The following is a 19,849-nucleotide window of genomic DNA, read 5'->3' as shown; positions in this document are numbered from 1 at the left end:
CGGTTACACGCCGACACCCGCAAGCACCTTTTTCAAGAAATATCGATTTTTTCGCTCAATCATCGATTTTTCTGTGTTTTCGGTATCTTAGGGAAATTTCCATTCACGGACCTAGCGTCAGATCGGAAGATTATAACCTCGCATTCGCGTGAGCCCTCACGACTCGGGCAGCGCACATACTCAAGACGATGCTGATGCGTCCCGTTTGGCCAGATAATCACGAATCCCGGTCCATTTTATCCGTACGAACAGCAACGCCAGAATCACGGCCATGTAAGCAAAGGGTTCGATCGGCCATCCTTTGACCAGCCAGATGTAATGCAGACCGCTGAGCACGACGATGGGATAGGTGAGCATATGCAGCTTGCGCCACCGGACCGGCCCCAGTTTGCGGATGCTGCGGTTATTCGATGTGACTGCCAACGGGATGAGCAGGACAAAGGCCGCGAATCCGACGGTGACATACGGCCGCTTGATCACTTCGGTCACGACTCGGCTGACCGATTGGACATCCAGGACGGCAAAGACCAGGAAATGCGCCAGCACGAACAGAAATGCCGACAGGCCGATGGCCCGCCGGTATTTCACGAGGTTCACCCCCGTCCAGTTCCGTATCGGTGTAATAAAGAGACCCGCGATCAGCATGATCAGCGCGATCTCACCATACTGGCGTTCCAGCACGTTGATCGGTTCCACCGCGTATTGGCGCAGACCGTTCAGGGCCAGCCAGAATTCCCACAGCAGGTTCACCACGGCGAGAATGTAGATCGGCCATGCGGGCACGACCCGCACCCATCCGTTGATACGTGCAGGCAGGGTCATCAGTAGTTCGCCGTCAGGTCCATGCCTTCATACAGGCTCGCGACCTCTTCTTCGTAGCCATTGAACATCAGGGTGTCCTGACGGCTGCTGAACAGCCCCCCGCCAATCAACCGTTCTGTCGCCTGGCTCCACCGCGGGTGATCCACGGTCGGGTTCACGTTCGAATAGAACCCGTATTCACGTGCATTGATGTTATTCCAAGTGGTCGGCGGCTGGGTATCGGTCAGCGTGATCCGCACGATCGACTTGATCGATTTGAAACCGTATTTCCACGGCACCACCAGACGCATGGGTGCGCCGTTCTGTTTCGGCATCGGTTCGCCATAGATCCCGGTGGCCATCATCGTCAGCGGATGGCGCGCCTCCTCCAGACGCAGACCCTCGACATAGGGAAAGTCGATGACGTTCCGGCGAACACCGGGCATGTTCTCGGGCTGCACCACAGTTTCAAAGGCAACGTACTGCGCGCCATCCTGCACACCGACCTTGTCCAGGATGTCCGCAAGTTCGACCCCGTTCCAAGGGACGACCATCGACCATGCCTCGACACAGCGGAAACGGTAGATCCGTTCTTCGGTCTCGAGCCCGTCCAGCAGGTCCGCCAAGGCATATTCGCCGGGGTTGTCCACCATACCGTCGATGGTCACGGTCCAAGGGTCGACCACCATGGCACTGGCGTTCTGTACAGGATCGGTCTTGCCGGTGCCGAATTCGTAGAAGTTGTTGTAGGTCGTGATGTCCTCAAAGCTGTTGGGCACCAGTGCGTCCTGCGCCCGTGCGCCGCCCGCGACGGCGATCGCACCCAGACCTGCCGTGCCCGCGATCAACTGGCGCCTGTTCAGGAACAGGGACTTTGGTGTGACGTCTGCGGGTGTCAGGTCGTTCTTCCAGCGATAGGCCATGCGGCGCTCCCTCGGTTTTTTGTGTCTCTCTATATACGCACGGATTGACTGAAAGGTTTCTCACGATGCAGCCAGCCACTGAAATGCCGCACAATCAGGGGGTGAAATTGATCACGAAAACTCACGGGCGGTCACACAGATGGCATTTGAAAAATAAAACTATCGCAGCTTAGCGACAGGCCTAGGTTTGACCAGTGACATGCTGCCGCAGAAGGCCATGAAACTTTCGCGCGAGAGGGGCATTGGGAAACATACAGCGCATGACGCTGTTGGATCAAACTAGGAGACGACAAAATGCTACGCCGTACCTTTATGACGACCGCCGCCCTGATGACCTTGGGCACCGGTGCGTTTGCCGCCGCCCACGCCGCTGAAAAAGACATCGTCGACACCGCTGTCGAAGCCGGCAACTTTACCACGCTGGTTGCAGCCGTTGAGGCCGCTGGCCTGGTCGAGACGCTGAAGGGCGAAGGCCCGTTCACCGTGTTTGCACCGACAGACGAGGCATTTGCCGCGCTGCCCGAGGGCACAGTCGAGGGTCTGCTGGCAGATCCCGAAGCACTGGCCGCCGTCCTGACGTATCACGTCGTGCCCGGTGCCGTGATGTCCACGGACCTGTCCGATGGCATGAACGCCACAACCGTCAACGGTGCCGATGTCACGATCACCGTGGGTGATTCCGTGATGGTCAACGACGCAACCGTCACGACCGCCGACATCGAAGCCTCAAATGGCGTGATCCACGTGATCGACACCGTCATTCTGCCGCCGATGTAATCGCCGCATCAGCGAAAGAGAAAGGCCCCGGCAATTGCCGGGGCCTTTTGCTTTGTTGGGCCTCGTTCTACAAATCGGCGATGATCGCCTCGATCTGCTGGATCCGCGTGTTCGGCGCGGGATGGGTCGTCAAAAACTCGGGGCTGCGACTGCTGGCGCGGCTCATCTTTTCCCAAAATGTCAGGGCAGCGCGCGGGTCGTAACCCGCTGCATCCATCAACGCGATACCCAAGCGATCTGCCTCCAGCTCGTTCCGGCGCGAATAGGGCAGCAGGACACCGTATTGCACCCCCATGCCCAGGGCAGACCCGATCTGTTCGCGGCCAGCGACTTCGCGGGCACCCAATGCAGCGTCCAGCACGCTCAATCCGATTTCGCTGGCCATCTGGGCCGACACCCGTTCCGCCCCGTGATTTGCCTGCAAATGCGCGATCTCGTGCCCCACGACTGCGGCCAGTTCCGCATCGGTGCTGGCAATCTGCATCATGCCTGAAAACACACCGATCCTGTTTCCCGGCAGGGCAAAGGCATTTGGTTCAGGGCTCTGAAACACCTGCCAGCGCCAACGGGAAGAATTCTCACCGGCGGCGTCCAGCAGCCGGCGCGTCACACGATCAAGCCGGTTCTGATAGGCCGCGTTGTTCGACACCGGAACCTGCTGCTGGATCGCATTCCATTCCTGCAATCCCATCTGCGCGACCTGTTGTTCGGACACCAGTGTCGGTCCGTCATCGCAGGCCACAAGGCCCAGCGCCGCGATGCTGGCGAAAATCGTGCTGCGAATGGTCATGCTGCGCATGCTGTGCCTCCGTTGGACATGATTGCGTTTCAACACATTGCACCATGACGCGGTTCCCCGCCATCACGCCGTCACGGCCCCGCACAAGAAAAGGGGGCGGGCATCGGCCCGCCCCCGTCCGTGTTCAGTGGACGATTTCAGGTTTGGGCAGCCGGGTCGCACTGACCCTGTCGCCCACGATCAAACCATCGGCACCGGCGCTGATCTGGACGGTATCCCCGTCACGCACATCCCCGCCCAGAATCATTTCGGCCAGATGATCCTGAATGGCCCGCTGGATCACGCGCTTCAACGGGCGCGCGCCGAACACAGGGTCATAGCCTTCGTCGGCCAGCCACTGCCGCGCCGCCGCATCGAGGTCGAGCGTGATGTTGCGGCTTTCCAAACGGCGTTCCAAGCGCCGCAACTGGATATCGACGATCCCGCCCATGTCGTCACGGCTGAGCCGGTCAAATATGACGGTGTCATCCAGCCGGTTCAGGAATTCGGGCCGGAAATGCGCCTGCACCGCTTGCATCACGTCACGCTTGGCCGCCGCGGAATCCGCACCCTCTGGCAATTGGCTCAGCGCTTGCGACCCAAGGTTCGAGGTCAGGATGATCAGGGTCTGCTTGAAATCCACGCGCCGCCCCTGCCCGTCGGTCAGAATACCGTCATCCAGCACCTGCAACAGGACGTTGAACACGTCGGGGTGTGCCTTTTCGACTTCGTCGAACAGCACGACCTGATAGGGTCTGCGCCGCACCGCCTCGGTCAGCACGCCACCTTCGTCGTAGCCGACATAGCCCGGAGGCGCGCCGATCAGGCGGGACACGGCGTGTTTCTCCATGAATTCACTCATGTCGATACGCACCATCGCGTTGTCATCGTCGAACAGATAGTCCGCCAGGGATTTCGTCAGTTCGGTCTTGCCGACGCCGGTTGGCCCCAGGAACAGGAACGACCCCAGTGGCCGCGCCTCGTCGTTCAGACCCGCGCGTGCGCGGCGCACGGCGTTCGACACCGCGCGCACGGCAAACTCTTGTCCGATGACGCGGGCACCCAGCGCCTCTTCCATGCGCAGCAGCTTGTCACGTTCGCCTTCCAGCATCTTGGACGTGGGAATACCGGTCCAGCGCTCGACGACCTCGGCAATCTGTTCAGGGCGCACGGCATCCTCGACCACCTGATCGTCACCGTCGGTTTCCGCCAGCTTGCGTTCCAGCTGCGGGATCACGCCATAGGACAGCTCTCCGGCTTTGGCGAGGTTGCCCTCGCGCTTGGCGATGTCCAGCTCGGCGCGGGCGCGATCCAGCTGCTCCTTGACCTCGCGCGCGCCCTCCAGCTTGTCACGCTCGGCCTGCCAGGCAGCCGTCATTTCCGAAGCGCGTTCCTGCAATTCGGCAAGATCCTTTTCCAGCCGTGCCAGCCGTTCCTTGGACGCGGCGTCGTCTTCCTTGCGCAGGGCCTCCTGCTCGATCTGCTTTTGCATGATGTCGCGATCCAGCGCGTCCAGCGCCTCTGGCTTGCTGTCCACTTCCATCCGCAGGCGGCTGGCGGCCTCGTCCATCAGGTCGATCGCCTTGTCGGGCAGGAACCGGTCGGTGATGTAGCGGTGCGATAGCGTGGCAGCAGCGACCAATGCGGCATCGGCGATCCGCACGCCGTGGTGCAGCTCGTACTTTTCCTTGATCCCACGCAGAATGCTGATGGTATCCACAACGGTCGGCTCCTCGACCATGATCGGTTGGAACCGCCGTGCGAGGGCCGCATCCTTTTCGACATACTTGCGGTATTCGTTCAACGTCGTCGCACCCACGCAATGCAGCTCGCCACGCGCAAGGGCTGGCTTGATCAGGTTGGCCGCGTCCATCGCACCATCCGATTTGCCCGCCCCCACCAGCGTGTGCATTTCGTCGATGAACAGGATCACCTCGCCTGCGGCGGCCTCGATTTCCTTGAGGATCGCCTTCAGTCGTTCTTCGAATTCGCCGCGGTATTTTGCACCGGCAATCAGCGCACCCATGTCCAGCGCCATCAGGCGCTTGTTGCGCAGGCTTTCCGGCACATCGCCATCGACGATGCGCAGGGCAAGACCCTCTGCGATCGCGGTTTTGCCGGTGCCCGGTTCGCCGATCAGCACAGGGTTGTTCTTGGTCCGGCGCGACAGCACCTGCATCGCGCGGCGGATTTCCTCGTCCCGGCCAATGATCGGGTCGATTTTCCCTTCGCGAGCAGCTTCGGTCAGGTCGCGAGCGTATTTGTTCAGCGCGTCATAGCCATCTTCGGCGCTCGCGCTATCGGCCGTGCGCCCCTTGCGCACGTCGTTAATCGCGCTGTTCAGGCCCATGGCCGTCACCTTACCTGCGTCCAGCGCATCCTTGGCCTTGGATTTGACAACCGCCAACGCCGTCAGAATGCGTTCCACCGGAACAAAACTGTCGCCGGCTTTGGACGCCAACTTTTCGGCCTCGTCCAGCACCTTGGCCGTCAAGGTATCGACGTAGATCTGGCCACTGCCGCCAGTGACGCTTGGCAGTTTGGCTACGGCGGCATCGACGGCAGCACGCACGACCGCAGCATCGCCAGCGGCCTTGGTAATCAGGTTATTCGCCAACCCCTGTTCGTCGTCCATGACGGCTTTCAACAGGTGTTCGGGCAAGACGCGCTGGTGATCTTCGCGCATAGCGATGGTCTGAGCGGCCTGTATGAAACCGCGCGACCGTTCCGTGAATTTTTCGAGGTTCATGTCATCTCTCCTGTAAAGCACCCTGTCTCGGCGCCCGCTTTGCGGCACGCCCGTTCTGGGCCTCAGAATAGAAATGGGTGGGGTCAGCAGGTGTTGCAAGTCTGCCGCAGTCGATTTCTACGCGCCTCAAACGCAAAACGCGGCCCGCAATCGGGGCCGCGTTTCGTCAGGTCATCAAGACCCAGATCAGTTGTTGGTCAGCGGATCGCCGTCAGCACCTTCGGGACCGGAAGGAGTCGGAAAGAACGGTGCAGCACCACCGTCCGGATCAGGACCACCTGCGGCACCCTGATCGGGATCGACAACCTCGTCGATGACCAGACCGCTTTCGGTTGTGACGCTTTCGTCGCCCTCAGCCTGTGCAGGCGCATCATCGGTAGCGGCCTCTGTATCGTCACCCGTGGGGGCCTCGGCTGCCGTGTCAGATGTCTGGGTCGTTGTCGCATCGGTATCTTCAGGTGTGACGGCATTGCCGCTTTGCTCTTCGACGGCAGCATCGGGGTCAGGTGCGCCTTCACCGACGGTGTCACCATCGGTTGCCTCTTCCACAGCCTCGGATTCGGCGTTGTCGCTGGCCTCTTCCTCTGCGGGAGCAGCTTCTTCCTCGGCAGGTGCAGCCTCTTCCTCAGCAGGTGCCGCTTCTTCCTCAGCCGGTGCAGCCTCTTCCTCAGCCGGTGCAGCTTCTTCCTCGGCCGGAGCAGCCTCTTCCTCGGCAGGCGCAGCTTCTTCCTCAGCCGGAGCAGCTTCTTCCTCAGCAGGCGCAGCCTCTTCCTCAGCCGGTGCAGCTTCTTCCTCAGCCGGAGCAGCCTCTTCCTCAGCCGGTGCGGCCTCTTCGGTCATGTCTTCTGCTGCGGGCTCTTCCATGGCGTCATCAGCCGTGGCCGGTTCGGCCTCTTCGGCAACATCGACCTGCGGGCCGGACCCTACGGCCTCTCCGACATGCGGCGCAGTCGCCGCGATGGCGATCGCGATCAGCGCGGCTGCACCAACGCCGAGACCGACAATCATGAAAAACGGGTTGCCGGACATACCGCCAGTTGAATTCGCCATCTGTGTCTCATCCTTCATCTTTCGCCGGTTCCGGCGCGTTCATCTATAAATAGGGTTTCACGGGATGTGGTCAATTCAGACCGGCCTGTCACATTGCCCTTTTTCGGTTCCTTCCCTAAACGACATTTACCCGCAAAAAGGAAGCTGCCATGTCCCTGCCCGCCGATGACCGCCTGATTGTCGCCCTTGATGTGCCCAATGTGATTGCGGGGCTGGAACTGGCGCAAACCCTCGGGGATGCGGTTTCATTCTACAAGATCGGGCTGGGCATGTTGACCGGTGGCGGCCTCGCGTTGGCCAACGAACTCAAGCAGGATCAGGGCAAGCGCATCTTTCTGGACATGAAGCTGTTCGACATCGGTGCCACGGTCGAGGCTGCGGTGCGGGGTTTTGCCCAGTTCGATATCGATTTCCTGACGGTCCACGGCGATCCGCATGTGGTGCGCGCTGCCAAACAGGGGGCCGCCGGCAGTGACCTTAAAATCCTTGCCGTGACGATCCTGACTTCGCTGGACCGCGCCGATCTGGACGCCTCCATGATCCGCGACGGCGCGGTACCGGATCTGGTGGTCGAACGTGCAGGCCGCGCCTTTGACGCGGGTGCCGATGGTATCATCGCATCCCCCCAAGAGGCCGCTGCAATCCGCGCCCTGCCCGAATCGCAAGGCCGCCTGATCGTCACACCGGGGGTGCGTCCATCGGGTGCTGCATTGGGGGACCAGAAACGCGTTGCTACACCTCAAAGCGCCATACAGGACGGGGCTGACCACATCGTTGTCGGGCGCCCGATCTGGCAAGACAAGGACCCCAAATCAGCCGCGCAATCGATTCTCGCACAGATGAACGCGGCCCACAGCCATCAGACGATGTAAACGTTTTTTATACGAGCCCGGAACTTTTTCTGCCGACGGCTCGTTACTCTTGCAACAGTCAGGGCCAAGCAACGGAGTTCGCTGGCCTTTTGAGCAGGAGTAACACAATGACACAGATCAACCTCGGTTCCGTCAGCTATAACGCCACCGCCGGCGCATTCGAAGCACGCGTCGACATTCGCCGCGCAGGTCAGACGTTCCGCTACCCCTGTCAGGTTGCCGGCCCGATGACGATGGACATGGAACGCGTCAAATCCGGTCTTGCGCGCCACGCATTGCGCATGTCCGACAGCGGATCAAATCTGCTGTCCCACGTCTGAATCCCATCCCTTCCGAAGGTTCGGCTGCGATCCCTGCCTCTGTCCCAAGAGTGATCGCACCCCTTGGCCGACCTTTTACTGTGGGCCCGTCACATTTGGCGGGCCCATTTTTTTCAGTCGTTGATATCGCGATCCCAGACCTTGGGTTTGGACCCCGGAAGTCCAAACACCCGGCGCATCGCCAGATAGGCCAGCAATGACAGGACCGCGAAAATCACCAGCACCCAGGCCAGCCCATTGATCGGCGCAACCAGCAGGATCAGCCCAAGCGCTGCTGCGCCAGCGGCAAACCCCAAAAAGATGTAGCCCGGCACCATCACCTCGAGCGTGGCAAGTGCCAGCGCCGCCGACATCCAGACCCACCAGACGGACCACAGCGCCATCAGACCTTGCCCCGCAGCATTTTGAACGCGTTGCCGAATGCCTCGACCGCGTCGGCGGGCAGGATGATGGTCTGCTTGCCCGCCCCCGACCCCAGCTTGTTCAGCGCCTCGACCTGTTTCAGCGCGACCTGGTATTGCGCTGCTTCCAGTCCGTTTTCCGCAATCGCGACCGCAACCACCTGGGTTGCATAGGCCTCTGCGTCGGCCAGAACGCGGCGGGCCTTGGCCTCTTGTTCGGCGGCATAGAGATCGGCATCGGCCTGCAATTCGACTGACCGCTTCTTGCCCTCGGCCTCGGTCACCTGGGCGCGGCGGGCGCGTTCGGCGTTCAGCTGCTGCAACATCGCAGCACGGGTCGCGGCATCCAGATTGACGTCCAGAATTTCGGCGCGCGTCACCTCGATCCCCCAGTCATCGACCTGCTGGGCCAGTTGTTCGCGCACGGCGGCAATCACGCTGGACCGGTTGGATTGCACTTGATCCAGTTCCATCCGACCGACCTCTGACCGGACGATGCCTGCGACCGTGGTGCCGATGGCACCGTCTACGTCGCGGATACGGTACACCGTCTTTTCGGGTTCGATGATGCGGTAGAACACGCTGGTTTCGACCTGCACCAACACGTTGTCCGATGTGATCGCGTCCTGTTGCATCGTGGGCAACTGACGTTCCAGAATGCTGACCTGATGTTTGACCCGGTCCAGAAAGGGAATGATGAAATTGATCCCCGGCCCCAACACCGCCCGCAGGCGGCCCAGCCGTTCGACAACGAATTTTTCAGACTGCGGCACGATCCGGACACCCGCAAGAATGCAGACGATCAAAAAGATCGCGAGCAGGATCAGAACCAGATTGTTAGCCAAAAATTGCAAAAACACGTCCTCGGCCATGATCGCCTCCTGATTGCTGCGACAGAGCTATGTTAGCACGGGATGCGTTGCAATGATCCAGTTTGACCCATCGGGTTCGATTTTGTGCTGCGCGCAAAGCATTTGACCAAACCGCGGACAGGGTAGAGACTAAAGAACGCCGCCGGACCTGGGTCCGACGACGTTCAGCCCTGTAGCCAACAGGACGGGAACAGGTGCCGCAGCCGGGAAGCGAGGCACCCACCGGACCGACTGCAAACAGTCGACCGATCCCTATGCCCCGGCGCACGACGCGCGCCGGGGAAACGCTTGTCAGACCCGTTTCAGGTCCGTGATGGACATGTCCCACGACAGCGGCGTGGGGTCGGGTTGCTGCCTGCTCTCTTCGGGCAGGGCGCGTCCGACCAGCGCGATGATTGCGATCACCGCCCAGATCGACAGAACCACGATCGCGGCATAGCCTGCCCCCTTGAGCATCAGCATCAGCACGTCACCAGCCAGCCGGGACTTGTTGCTGACGCCCAGCAAGTTGGTCGAAGTTTCGTCGCTACTCATATCGCACGCTCCTTAGTTGACTGGCGCATAGCCGTGGATCTGTGCCCAGGCGAACCAATTGTCGACAACCGTGCCGGTCAGCAGGATCCCGATGCCGCCGGTCAGCGGTGTCAGGACAGCGAACCACCAGGCCCAGCGGTGAATGCCTTCCATCGTGGCGTTGAACCCCATGGTCCAGCGCCAGAACAAGGCGGCGCGTTCCGTGGCCGTACCGCGGTCCACGATCTGCTCCAGCTCTCGGTCGCCGCCGAAACGGCTGACCGCCAGAATGGTTGCACCATGCATCGCGAACAGCAGGGCAGAGCCATAGAGGAACGCGATCGAAAGCGCGTGGAACGGATTGTAGAACAGGTTTCCGTAGGTGATCGAAAACAGGTTGGTCCAATCGAGGTGGCTGAACACGCCGTAGGGGACGCCTTCGGACCAGCTGCCCATGGCAATCGGACGAAAGAAGTTCAGCACAAAGATCAGCCACAACAGTGCGGCAAAGGCCCAGCTGACGTGGTGTCCCATGCCAAGCGCCGTGGCGCGGGTATAGGTGCGGATCCACCATGCGATGCAGCCCACCCCAAAGAAGAAGCTGGAAATCAGCCACCAGCCACCTTCGTCCAGCGGGGCAAAGCCCAGACCGTAATCGGCCGGCGGCGGGTCCAGTGACAGCCAGAACAGATCGCGCAAGAAGATCCCCGGCGAATAATCCGCCTGATCCCAGAACGCCATGCCGATGATAAAGAACCACGCAGCAAATCCGATAACCGCGACCAGACCGTATGGTCCCAGATGCACCGGACCGATCTGGGCGTTGCCGAAAATACCCGCCAGTGTCGAAAAGCCCGCCTTCTTGGACCGTTCGAAATCGGTGGTCAGGTCGCCTTCGCTGACGCCCATTTCGGGAGGACCCTGAACCTGGACGGCCGTAAAGATGTTTTGATACTCAGGCATGTCTCATTCCTCCTTACAGGTTCACCCACCAGGGCAGTTCGTAATACCAGTCCCACCAGACGATCCATTCCTCGAACCAGATGGTGCCGGAAATCACGATGCAGACGGCCGACCAGAAACCGGCCATCAGCGCCAGGAACAGACCCAGACGGTGGATGCCCAGCGGCCCGATCGAATAACCGATGAGATCGCGGAAATAGGTGTCTTCGTGATCGGGCGAACGCACGACATCGCCTTTGCGGGCCGGGTTCATGGCCGACAGGATCAGCGATCCGTGCAACGCCAGCGCCAGCGCCGTGATCCAGAAGAAACTGATCGCGACCATGTGGGCGGGGTTATAGTGGAAGTTGCCGTAGGCGTATCCCACGTTGTTGACCCAATCGAGGTGGCTGAAGATTCCGTAGGGAAATCCGTGACCCCAGGCGCCCATCAGGACGGGGCGGATGATGACCAGTGTGACATAGGCGAAAATCGCGACGCCGAATGCGAACGGCACGTGATAACCGATGCCCAGCTTGCGGCAGATTTCGACCTCTCGCATCATCCAGCCGACAAAGGCGAAGACGGCGCAGATGGTGATGATCTGCCACAACCCGCCTTCCAGCAGTGGCGCGGCCCCAAGGCCCACCTCCAGGCTGGGTGGATTGATGGAAATCAACCACGGGTTCCAAGTCGGTCCCTGGCTCGCACCGTAGAAAATCAGAATTGTGCCCAAGGCCGAAAAGAAGAAGGTCACGACCCCGAAGAAGCCGACATAAAACGGCCCCACCCAGAAATCGAACAGGTCTCCTCCGACAAGCGTCCCGCCGCGGACGCGGTATTTTCGCTCGAAGCTGAGTTGCGCCATTATGCGTCCCCTCGTTGCGTGACGCGGCCCCCATGGCCGTATCGTTTGTTGTTTACCGAGGGCGGGTCACCCCGCCCTCGGCGAAGTTTCAATGCTTATTCAGCGGCCATTTCGCTACCGAATGCACGGTTGAACCAGTTCGTCTCCGGATTGCTCAGCAGGACGAGGTGAATCATCGCTGCCAGCAGAAAAAGGAAGACGCCCTGTGCCACGAAAACGCGGCGCGGATCGAAAATGAGCCAGATCTTGTAGAACTGTGCCATGATAGGTCTCCTTTAGCTCCAGTTGAACCAGGGCAGTTTGATGTACGTCAGTACGTGAGCGACGACTGCGACCGCGGTAAAGATCGCAAATCCGCTCATGTAGACTGTGTGCAGCTCCTGCGCTTGCTCGTCTGTCAGACCTGTAAAGGACAGGTCAGTTTTATCAGCCATCGTTAGTCTCCAACTTTGAACTGACGCCGCGCACCCCGGCGGCCGGGTCTTACGAGGGCTCCTCCCTCGTGGTATCCGCAAGTCCGGGGACCGGCGAAATTCGAAACGCTAGGCACTGAAGATGTGCGGCGTGATGATGCGGGCCTGGCTCCAGGCGCTGGCGATGGGGCCCTTTTCGGGCAGCTCCATCCGACGCGCGGCCTTCAGCACCCAGGTCAGCAGCGACAGCGGCAGCGTCGCCGCAAAGATCAGCGCGAAATACGCATAATACTCGCGCTTGGGCGGTGCCGTGCGGTCGCGGACCATCTGGTTTGTGGTGAAGTCAGTCATGTCTGTCCTCCTGATTGAAGCGCCGCCACGGTGGTCAGCACCACGCGGTCGTCCCCGTTGTCGCGGGCCGATTTTTCAGCGGCGTCGCGCAATGATTTGGCCGCCGAGATCCGGGTCAGGATCGGATGGCTGGCCACGATTTCATCCAGACGCGCCTGCGCGTCGGCATCCCACGGCAACTGCCGTGTGGTGGTCGGTGTCGCCGGGCCCGCATCCATGTCGGACCCCAGCGGCAAAATGTGGAACAGGGCATCGAACAGCCCGTTGCAAACCTCTTGCAGCAGATAGGTCGCACCGGCGTAGCCCATGAAAGGCGTGCCGGTGTGCCGGCGGATCGCGGCCCCGGGAAAGCTGGCGGGAATAAAGGCGGGTGCGGGTCCAAACCCGGCCTTCATTTCGGCCATGTACATTTTTTCGTTGATCGACCCCATCACGATCAGCGGACGTTTGGTGTGCATCATGTGCCGCACCTCGTCGTTGTTCGTTTTCTTGCCGCGCACGCGGGACACCGCAAAAGCGCAGGGAAATCCCAAATCGGTTTCCAGGTAATTGCGGATGCCGCGGGTGTAGGTTTCGTTCGCGACCACGGCGAATTCGCATGTCGCGAAAAAGTCCTGCGTGACCGACCGCCACAGATCCCAGATCGGTTTCAGCGTGGAATGCTTTTCCTGCTCAATAAATGGTTCAGGGTCGAGGCCCAGCAAACCACCCAAAGTGCGCAGAAATTTCGTCGTCTGTTCGATCCCCATGGGGGCTTGCAGATACGGCTTGCCGAGCACCTCGCATAGCCCGCGACCAAATTCACGATACATGCAGATGTTGACGTCGGCATTCATCAGGTTGCGCATCTCGGCCAGATGGCTGCCCAGCGGCATGACCATGTTGACGTCAGCGCCGATGCCTTCGACCAGACGCCGGATTTCGGCCAGGTCTGACGGCATGTTGAACGTGCCATACATCGGCCCAAGGATGTTGACCCGCGGGGCCGCGCCCTCTTCGCGCTTTTTCTCGGGGGGCATACGCCCCTTGGTCTGGCCGAATTCGGTAAACAGCCACGTCATCGCACGGTCAGCCGATTCCCATTGATCCTCGTCGATCGTGCGCGGCAGGAAACGCTGAATATTGGTGCCCTGCGGCGTGACACCGCCACCGATCATCTCGGCAATGGACCCGGTCACGACAACGGCGGGCAGTGCGGGATCCAACACCTGCCAGGCGCGCTTCATCGCCTCTTCGGTGCCTTCGCCCATTTCGGTTTCACCCAGGCCGGTGACGACAATTGGCAGCTCGTGCGGCGGCAATCCGTCGGTGTAATGCAGAACAGAGGTCACAGGCAGGTTTTCGCAACCCACGGGACCGTCAATGACAACCTGCAAACCCTTGGTGGCGCAAAACGCATAGACAGCACCCCAGTACCCGCCGGCCCGGTCGTGATCGGTGACTAGCATGGCGCAGCCCTCCGCATCATCTTGCCCGAAATACTCCGGGGTCCGGGGCAGCGCCCCGAAAGGGGTGGGTGGGCGGGCCCACCCAGCACATATGACTGGGATGCAGACATCATATCATCTGCTCCGCTTTGGCAGCGCGGGCCTGCTTATCCAGCTTTTTCTGGTGCAGTGCGCGGAAATCGGGGCGCAGGTTGGGTGCGCCCTCCCAGACACCAGCCGTATCGCCATGGCCCACACCCTCGAAAAAGCCCTTCATCTTGGCCATCCGATCGGTATTGCCCATCGCGGCGGTGACAACCTGTTGCAGGCTGCCCGCACCGGCAGGCCCCATCAGGGGCCGGGCGGAAATCAGATTGGTGAAATACAGCGCCGGGATGCCCAGCTCCTTGGCCTTCTGCACGACCGGCGTCGTGCCGATCGCGAGGTCGGGCCGCACGCCTTCCATTGCAGCCAGATCATCCTCGAGGCTCGCGCGGAATTTGACTTTGACGCCCTTCGCTTCCAGCCAGGCGGCATCATCGGCAGACCATGGCGTCTTGGGGCAAGCCGTGCCCACATAGGGCACATGCGCGCCGCTTTCGATCAGCAGCCGCGCGACCAGCAATTCAGAGCCTTCGTATCCCGACAGCGTGATCGTGCCTTTGACCTGCGCGCCGGACAGCGCACCCTTGATCGCAGGCAAAAATGCGTTTTGCGCCGCTGCAACCTTGTCGGCAGCGATCCCGTAAGCGTCGCCGATACCGGCCAGCCAGGCGGCGGTGCCATCCATCCCGACCGGTGCAGAACCGACGACCTTGCGGCCAGCCGCCTGAAACTCGCGCACGCTTGCGGTGTAGAATGGATGGATCGCCGCCGCGACACCGCAATCCAGCGCGGCGTATAGCTCGCGCCATTCACGTGTCGGGACGGTCGGACCGGCGGACAGGCCCATCGGGGCCAGCATGGCACCAATCATCATCGGATCGGCGGGGAACATCTCGCCCAAGAGGGCGACGGCGGGCAGATCCGACGCCGCGCGATCCGGTCGCGCGACGGGTCCGGCCTCTGCCTCGGCACGGGCATAGTTCAGCATGGCCCCTGCGAGAACGTCCTTTGCCTCGGCGTGGGTGGGGATGCCGAAACCGGGCACATCGATTCCGATGATGCGCACGCCGTTGATGTCCTTGGGCAGCAACCGCAGCGGCACACCGGATGCGGTCGGCACGCAGAGGTTTGTCACCACGATCGCGTCGTAGCGATCAGGATCGGCCATGTCGTGAACGCTTTCGCGGATGTCCTCGAACAACTTGCCCGTGACCAGCGATTCGGAATTGAAAGGCACGTAGCCGACAGACCGGCGCGCGCCGTAAAAATGCGACACGAACGTCAGGCCGTAGACGCAGCAGGCAGAGCCCGACAGGACGGTTGCCACGCGTTTCATTCGCAAACCGACACGCAGTGACCCGAATGCAGGGCACATCGACTGCGGTTGATCGTGTGGCCCCTTGGGGTAATCGACGGCATATTGGTCGAGGATGTCAGATTGGCCCGCATTGCGCGCGGCGGCGTCCAGTTCGGATTTCGATGCGCACAGGCCTGCGTCAGCAGGGGGCTCTGCCCCCGATGCTATCGCATCTCCCCCGGGATATTTTTGACCAGAAGAAGCCGGGGCCTCGGTCACCATGACCGTGCCGGAGGCGTCCTTGCTGACATGAAATCCCTCACGCATCGTCATAGATGACCTCGAGGCTGTCCTTGATGGCACCGTGCTTGCCGCGCATGTCCGTGTCGGTTGCGGGTACCAATTCATAATCGCCGCCCGTGTCCTTGCTGTCGAACAGGGCCAGAAGGCCGTCCTGATCCAGCGGCGTCGGGCGGACGGGGGGCGCGATGCCGACGGCCTCTGCCAGGCCCTCGAACATTGGACCCCACTGCGATTTATGCGTGCCGACGATCTGGTAGTTCGCCGATTTCTTTCGCAAGTCATCGTCCTGCGGGATTGCCGACAGCACCGGGATATCGACGGCCTTCGCAAAGGCTTGCGCCTCACCGGTGCCATCGTCCTTGTTGATCACAAGGCCCGCGACGCCGACGTTGCCGCCCATCTTGCGGAAATATTCCACGGCCGAGCAGACGTTGTTCGCCACATACAGAGATTGCAGGTCGTTTGACGCAACCAGAATGACCTTTTGCGCCATGTCCCGCGCGATGGGCAGGCCAAAGCCGCCGCAGACCACGTCGCCGAGAAAATCGAGCAGGACGTAATCAAAATCCCAATCGTGAAAGCCCAGCTTCTCCAGCAGCTCGAACCCGTGGATGATCCCGCGACCACCACAGCCGCGACCGACCTCTGGCCCGCCGAGTTCCATGGCGAACACGCCACCGCGCTTGAAGCAGACGTCGCCGATCTTGACCTCTTCGCCGGCCAGTTTCTTCTTGGAGGAGGTTTCGATGATCGTGGGACAGGCCTTGCCGCCGAACAGCAAAGATGTGGTGTCGGATTTGGGATCGCAGCCGATCAGCAGCACACGTTTGCCCATTTCGGCCATCATGTGCGACAGGTTCGCGAGCGTGAAGGATTTGCCGATGCCACCCTTGCCGTAGATCGCGATGATCTGCGTTTTGGACGTGGGTTCCCCCTGAGGCACCTCGAGCGTGGCCTCTGAGTTGGCCTCGTCGCGCAGGGTGCGATCGTAATCCTTGAGGTTCGGGATTTCGTCTTTCATGCGGCGTTCCAATCGAGGATCATTTTGAGACAAGCGGTATCGGTAAAGGCTGTTTGATAGGCCCCTGCCGCGTTACGCGCCGGGCGCGTGTGGGTGATGAGGTCGGACAGGTTCAAAAGTCCGCCCTCGACCAGATCGCGGGTGGCGACCATGTCGGAGGCCTGCCATTCGGCGGCGATGCGGATGCGGGCTTCGCGCATGAAAGCCGGAGCAAAGGCGAACTGGATCGGATCGGTATAGAACCCGGCCAGCGTGATCTCGCCCCCCTTGGCCAGACGACCAATAAGGTCCGGCAGCAGGCTGGCCTGGCCAGACGCGTCGTATATCGCGTTGTAATCGCGGCGCTGATCGGTGGTGGGATCAATGATATCGTACCCCTGCGCACCACCGCGCCGCGCCGGATCGATTTCCCAAACGGTCGGGGCCGGGGCACCAGACAGCACAGTCAGACGGGCCAGCAGGCGACCCAAGGTGCCGTGTCCCACAATGAGGTCAGGTGCGGATTTACCAGGGCCCGTCATCGCATGATAGGCGGTCGCGGCGAGGGCCAGCAAGGCACCAGCAGGCCCGTGTCCTGCGTCCATTTCCGTCACCCGCGCAGCAGGTGTGACCAGCGTTGCTGCGGACGCCCCGAACAGACCATGCGCATCGCGGTAGCAGGTGGCACCGGGGACAAAGACGGTTGCACCGACAGCCACTGACGGGTCATGCGATTCGACGACCTCGCCGGTCGCCTCGTAGCCGGGCACCAGCGGGTAGCCCATGCCGGGAAACGGCGGCATCGCCCCGGACCAGAACAGCTTTTCGGTTCCTGTGGAAATACCCGAATGGCGCACAGCCACAACAACATCCCCCGCAGACGGCGGCGTCAAAGCCACCGATTCGACGCCGATGCGGCGCGGTTCATGCAAGAGGATGGCGTCAGTATTCACGAAGCTTTCCCACGTTTCCCACACAGTCGTTGCGACCCCGGGGCAACTGTCACTTTAACCTGACGCGACGTTGTGTCAACCCAGTTAGACATTATATGTGTCAACTTTGATTTACACCTGTCACGACGCTCGTGACGAAGAGCCGCGCTGATCGCGGTATCCGGACATCCCCGAAACCGGCCTGCACCAAGAGGGCGGACACCTGTGCCGGTGACCGCGCAGCACCCGTGCGCATCGCCTGACAATAGACTGCAAAATAGGCATCTCCTGCACGCGTCGGACGCGCGCCGCCCGTCATGGGTTCTGACACGATGATGCGTCCGCCCCGCGGCAGTGCCGCCCGGACCGCCCGCAAAAGCGCCAGGACCGTATCATCCGCATGGTCGTAGAGCACCCGCACGAGGGTGATGACGTCCGCGCCCTCAGGCAGCGGATCGTCGCGGAATGATCCGGCATGGATAATCGTGCGGGCCAAGAGCCCGGCCTGTGCGAATCTCTGGCGGGCGGCGGGCACGACGGCAGGCAGATCAAACAGCATCAGCTGCGGCGCAGCGTGCCGCGCACCGACTGCCGCCAGAAACGCACCCGTGCCACCGCCGATGTCCATGATGCAGCGCGCGCGCCCCAAATCGACGGCATCCAGCGTGTCCTGTGCCACCAGCGACTGACTGTCCGCCATCAGCTGTGAATAGGTCTGCGCCACGGCAGGGTCAGCCACACCGCCCGCACCAAAAACATAGGGCCAGAAATCCGCGAGTTCTGTCGTCACCTCATCGCGAAAAAAGGCAACCGGGTCCGACAGATCCCTGTACAGGACGTCGTGGTGCGCGATCATCTGCTGCAACCCCGGCACACCGGCCAGCGCAGCCCCCCGCGTCGTCAGTTGCCACAGGCCGCGCCTCTGCCGCAGCAGGCCCAGACTGGCCGCGCCATTCAGCAAAAGCGTCATGTTGCGCAGCGGGACCGAGGCACGTTGAGCCAGCGCCGCCGTCGGTGACGGGGCGTCGAGCAATTGCGCCGGTATGTCGAAACGTACAAAGGCCTGCAAAATCTGACTGTGGCAAAACCCGGCCACCAGATCGAACATCGCCTCGCCTTCGCGCCGGACGAGGCGACGCAGCAGTGGAATGCGGGCACAGCGCGCCTGAAACGCAGGATCAGCCATCAGACGGGTCCAGCGCGAGGTCCGCACACCCAGTCGCGCAGGCCGGTCGTCGATTGCCGTCATTCGCCGGGCACGGGTTGTCTGGCGACCGCAGGCACCAACCGGTCGGCATAGGCGCGCACCATGCCGGCAAGCGCCGCTTCTCCGGGGCAGGCCGGGATCGACGCGATGGCACCGCCCAAAACATCGTCGAACCGCGCCACGGCCCCACGGACCCCAAGCGCCGCAACCGCGTTCGGCCGCCCATGCAGATCGTCCTGACCAGCAGGCTTGCCCAGATCAGAGGCGCTACACAGCGCGTCGCGTAGATCGTCGGCAACCTGAAACGCCTCGCCGATGCGGTCGCCCAACTCTTCCCATGGCTCGGCCTCCTGGCCTGCCGCGATGGCACCCATCGTCGTGGCCGCAATGAACAGCGCACCCGTTTTGGACCGGTGATAGGCCGCGAGATCGATGGTTTCCTCGCTCTCCCAACCTTGTCCTGCACAAATACCGTCCGGCATGCCGGTGCGCGTCGCCAGTGAGTCGATCAGCGCAACAGCACGCGCGGGGTGCTGTGCCGCTGCGCGCGCGAGGGTTTGGAACCCCATCACGATCAGGCTGTCACCCGCCAGGACCGCCAGCGGTTCGGAATAGGCGCGATGGACCGACGGCTTGCCCCGCCGGGTATCGGCGTCGTCAAAACAAGGCAGGTCGTCATGCACGAGGCTGGCGCAGTGGATCAGCTCCAGCGCCGCGGCGGCTGCATCGGCAAGCGGCGGCGCATCATCGCCACAGGCACGCGCGACGGACAGCAAAATCGTGGGCCGAATGCGGGCACCACCCGGCGCAGTTGCGTAATCCAGCGCCGCAGCAAGCCGTGTCGGTGCCAGTCCGGCCTGCCCGGTTGCGATGGCCCGCTGAATGGCGGTTTCGATCCGTTGGGTCAGTGGCATTGGACGCACTCCGCAGGTTGTCATTTATTTCTGA

Annotated in this window: 22 protein-coding genes; 3 read left to right on the top strand and 19 right to left on the bottom strand. The window is 61.6% G+C overall.

The window, feature by feature from the left end; translation table 11 throughout:
• Positions 1 to 180: 180 nt before the first annotated feature.
• Both LGQ03_RS09385 and msrP read right to left on the bottom strand, forming a co-directional pair.
• Positions 181 to 822: a protein-methionine-sulfoxide reductase heme-binding subunit MsrQ gene (locus tag LGQ03_RS09385; RefSeq protein WP_226748180.1), complete on the bottom strand. Its 642-nt coding sequence runs from the start codon at positions 820 to 822 to the stop codon at positions 181 to 183.
• Entirely contained in the window at positions 822 to 1,724 is a 903-nt protein-coding gene (gene msrP, locus LGQ03_RS09380; protein WP_226748179.1) for a protein-methionine-sulfoxide reductase catalytic subunit MsrP, read from the bottom strand. The genes LGQ03_RS09385 and msrP overlap by 1 nt, the downstream gene beginning before the upstream one ends.
• A 294-nt stretch (positions 1,725 to 2,018) precedes the next feature.
• Here msrP and LGQ03_RS09375 point away from each other — a divergent pair, with 294 nt between their 5' ends.
• Positions 2,019 to 2,501: a fasciclin domain-containing protein gene (locus tag LGQ03_RS09375; protein ID WP_226748178.1), complete on the top strand. Its 483-nt coding sequence runs from the start codon at positions 2,019 to 2,021 to the stop codon at positions 2,499 to 2,501.
• A gap of 67 nt (positions 2,502 to 2,568) precedes the next feature.
• Here the strand turns inward: LGQ03_RS09375 and LGQ03_RS09370 are convergent, their stop codons facing one another.
• The 3 genes from LGQ03_RS09370 to LGQ03_RS09360 all read right to left on the bottom strand — a co-directional run bounded on the left by LGQ03_RS09370 (position 2,569) and on the right by LGQ03_RS09360 (position 7,078).
• Positions 2,569 to 3,300, bottom strand: a complete 732-nt coding sequence (locus LGQ03_RS09370; protein ID WP_226748177.1) for a M48 family metallopeptidase — start codon at positions 3,298 to 3,300, stop codon at positions 2,569 to 2,571.
• 124 nt (positions 3,301 to 3,424) lie between these two features.
• On the bottom strand, positions 3,425 to 6,028 hold the full coding sequence (gene clpB / locus LGQ03_RS09365; protein ID WP_090157915.1) for an ATP-dependent chaperone ClpB: 2,604 nt from the start codon (positions 6,026 to 6,028) through the stop codon (positions 3,425 to 3,427).
• 186 nt (positions 6,029 to 6,214) lie between these two features.
• Positions 6,215 to 7,078: a hypothetical protein gene (locus LGQ03_RS09360; protein WP_226748176.1), complete on the bottom strand. Its 864-nt coding sequence runs from the start codon at positions 7,076 to 7,078 to the stop codon at positions 6,215 to 6,217.
• Between the two features lie 149 nt (positions 7,079 to 7,227).
• Here LGQ03_RS09360 and pyrF point away from each other — a divergent pair, with 149 nt between their 5' ends.
• Positions 7,228 to 7,950 carry an orotidine-5'-phosphate decarboxylase gene (gene pyrF, locus LGQ03_RS09355; protein WP_226748175.1) on the top strand — a complete coding sequence of 241 codons (723 nt, stop codon included), beginning with the start codon at positions 7,228 to 7,230 and terminating at the stop codon, positions 7,948 to 7,950.
• Between the two features lie 107 nt (positions 7,951 to 8,057).
• The gene (locus LGQ03_RS09350; protein ID WP_090157918.1) at positions 8,058 to 8,270 is read left to right on the top strand and encodes an orotidine 5'-phosphate decarboxylase; all 213 of its coding nucleotides are present in this window, start codon (positions 8,058 to 8,060) and stop codon (positions 8,268 to 8,270) included.
• A 113-nt stretch (positions 8,271 to 8,383) separates the two neighbouring features.
• Here LGQ03_RS09350 and LGQ03_RS09345 read toward each other — a convergent pair whose 3' ends face one another.
• The 14 genes from LGQ03_RS09345 to LGQ03_RS09280 form a co-directional block, all read right to left on the bottom strand.
• On the bottom strand, positions 8,384 to 8,653 hold the full coding sequence (locus LGQ03_RS09345; RefSeq protein WP_226748174.1) for a hypothetical protein: 270 nt from the start codon (positions 8,651 to 8,653) through the stop codon (positions 8,384 to 8,386).
• The gene (locus tag LGQ03_RS09340; protein ID WP_226748173.1) at positions 8,653 to 9,543 is read right to left on the bottom strand and encodes an SPFH domain-containing protein; all 891 of its coding nucleotides are present in this window, start codon (positions 9,541 to 9,543) and stop codon (positions 8,653 to 8,655) included. Before LGQ03_RS09340 ends, LGQ03_RS09345 begins: the two co-directional genes overlap by 1 nt.
• Positions 9,544 to 9,834: 291 nt before the next feature.
• Positions 9,835 to 10,077, bottom strand: a complete 243-nt coding sequence (gene pufX / locus LGQ03_RS09335) for an RC-LH1 core complex protein PufX (protein WP_226748172.1) — start codon at positions 10,075 to 10,077, stop codon at positions 9,835 to 9,837.
• 12 nt (positions 10,078 to 10,089) lie between these two features.
• A complete protein-coding gene (gene pufM, locus LGQ03_RS09330; RefSeq protein ID WP_090157922.1) occupies positions 10,090 to 11,019 on the bottom strand; it encodes a photosynthetic reaction center subunit M in 930 nt (309 codons plus the stop codon).
• 13 nt (positions 11,020 to 11,032) lie between these two features.
• Positions 11,033 to 11,866: a photosynthetic reaction center subunit L gene (gene pufL / locus LGQ03_RS09325; RefSeq protein ID WP_090157923.1), complete on the bottom strand. Its 834-nt coding sequence runs from the start codon at positions 11,864 to 11,866 to the stop codon at positions 11,033 to 11,035.
• A gap of 95 nt (positions 11,867 to 11,961) precedes the next feature.
• On the bottom strand, positions 11,962 to 12,129 hold the full coding sequence (pufA, locus tag LGQ03_RS09320; RefSeq protein WP_056029170.1) for a light-harvesting antenna LH1, alpha subunit: 168 nt from the start codon (positions 12,127 to 12,129) through the stop codon (positions 11,962 to 11,964).
• Between the two features lie 12 nt (positions 12,130 to 12,141).
• Positions 12,142 to 12,300, bottom strand: coding sequence for a light-harvesting antenna LH1, beta subunit (gene pufB / locus LGQ03_RS09315; protein ID WP_056029173.1), 159 nt, complete (start codon positions 12,298 to 12,300; stop codon positions 12,142 to 12,144).
• 108 nt (positions 12,301 to 12,408) lie between these two features.
• A complete protein-coding gene (gene pufQ / locus LGQ03_RS09310; protein ID WP_056029176.1) occupies positions 12,409 to 12,630 on the bottom strand; it encodes a cytochrome PufQ in 222 nt (73 codons plus the stop codon).
• Entirely contained in the window at positions 12,627 to 14,078 is a 1,452-nt protein-coding gene (gene bchZ, locus LGQ03_RS09305; protein WP_226748171.1) for a chlorophyllide a reductase subunit Z, read from the bottom strand. Before bchZ ends, pufQ begins: the two co-directional genes overlap by 4 nt.
• A gap of 109 nt (positions 14,079 to 14,187) precedes the next feature.
• The gene (gene bchY, locus LGQ03_RS09300; protein WP_226748170.1) at positions 14,188 to 15,792 is read right to left on the bottom strand and encodes a chlorophyllide a reductase subunit Y; all 1,605 of its coding nucleotides are present in this window, start codon (positions 15,790 to 15,792) and stop codon (positions 14,188 to 14,190) included.
• A complete protein-coding gene (locus tag LGQ03_RS09295) occupies positions 15,779 to 16,783 on the bottom strand; it encodes a chlorophyllide a reductase iron protein subunit X (RefSeq protein ID WP_090158680.1) in 1,005 nt (334 codons plus the stop codon). Before LGQ03_RS09295 ends, bchY begins: the two co-directional genes overlap by 14 nt.
• Entirely contained in the window at positions 16,780 to 17,715 is a 936-nt protein-coding gene (gene bchC / locus LGQ03_RS09290; RefSeq protein WP_226748169.1) for a chlorophyll synthesis pathway protein BchC, read from the bottom strand. The genes LGQ03_RS09295 and bchC overlap by 4 nt, the downstream gene beginning before the upstream one ends.
• A gap of 100 nt (positions 17,716 to 17,815) precedes the next feature.
• Positions 17,816 to 18,943: a methyltransferase gene (locus tag LGQ03_RS09285; protein WP_226748168.1), complete on the bottom strand. Its 1,128-nt coding sequence runs from the start codon at positions 18,941 to 18,943 to the stop codon at positions 17,816 to 17,818.
• A complete protein-coding gene (locus LGQ03_RS09280; RefSeq protein WP_226748167.1) occupies positions 18,940 to 19,815 on the bottom strand; it encodes a polyprenyl synthetase family protein in 876 nt (291 codons plus the stop codon). The genes LGQ03_RS09285 and LGQ03_RS09280 overlap by 4 nt, the downstream gene beginning before the upstream one ends.
• Between the last annotated feature and the right edge of the window lie 34 nt (positions 19,816 to 19,849).

Source organism: Loktanella gaetbuli, from assembly GCF_020531945.1.
Classification (GTDB): Bacteria; Pseudomonadota; Alphaproteobacteria; order Rhodobacterales; family Rhodobacteraceae; genus Loktanella; species Loktanella gaetbuli.
The sequence above is the reverse complement of the archived record's forward strand: the minus strand, read 5'-3'. Positions and strand labels throughout refer to the sequence as shown.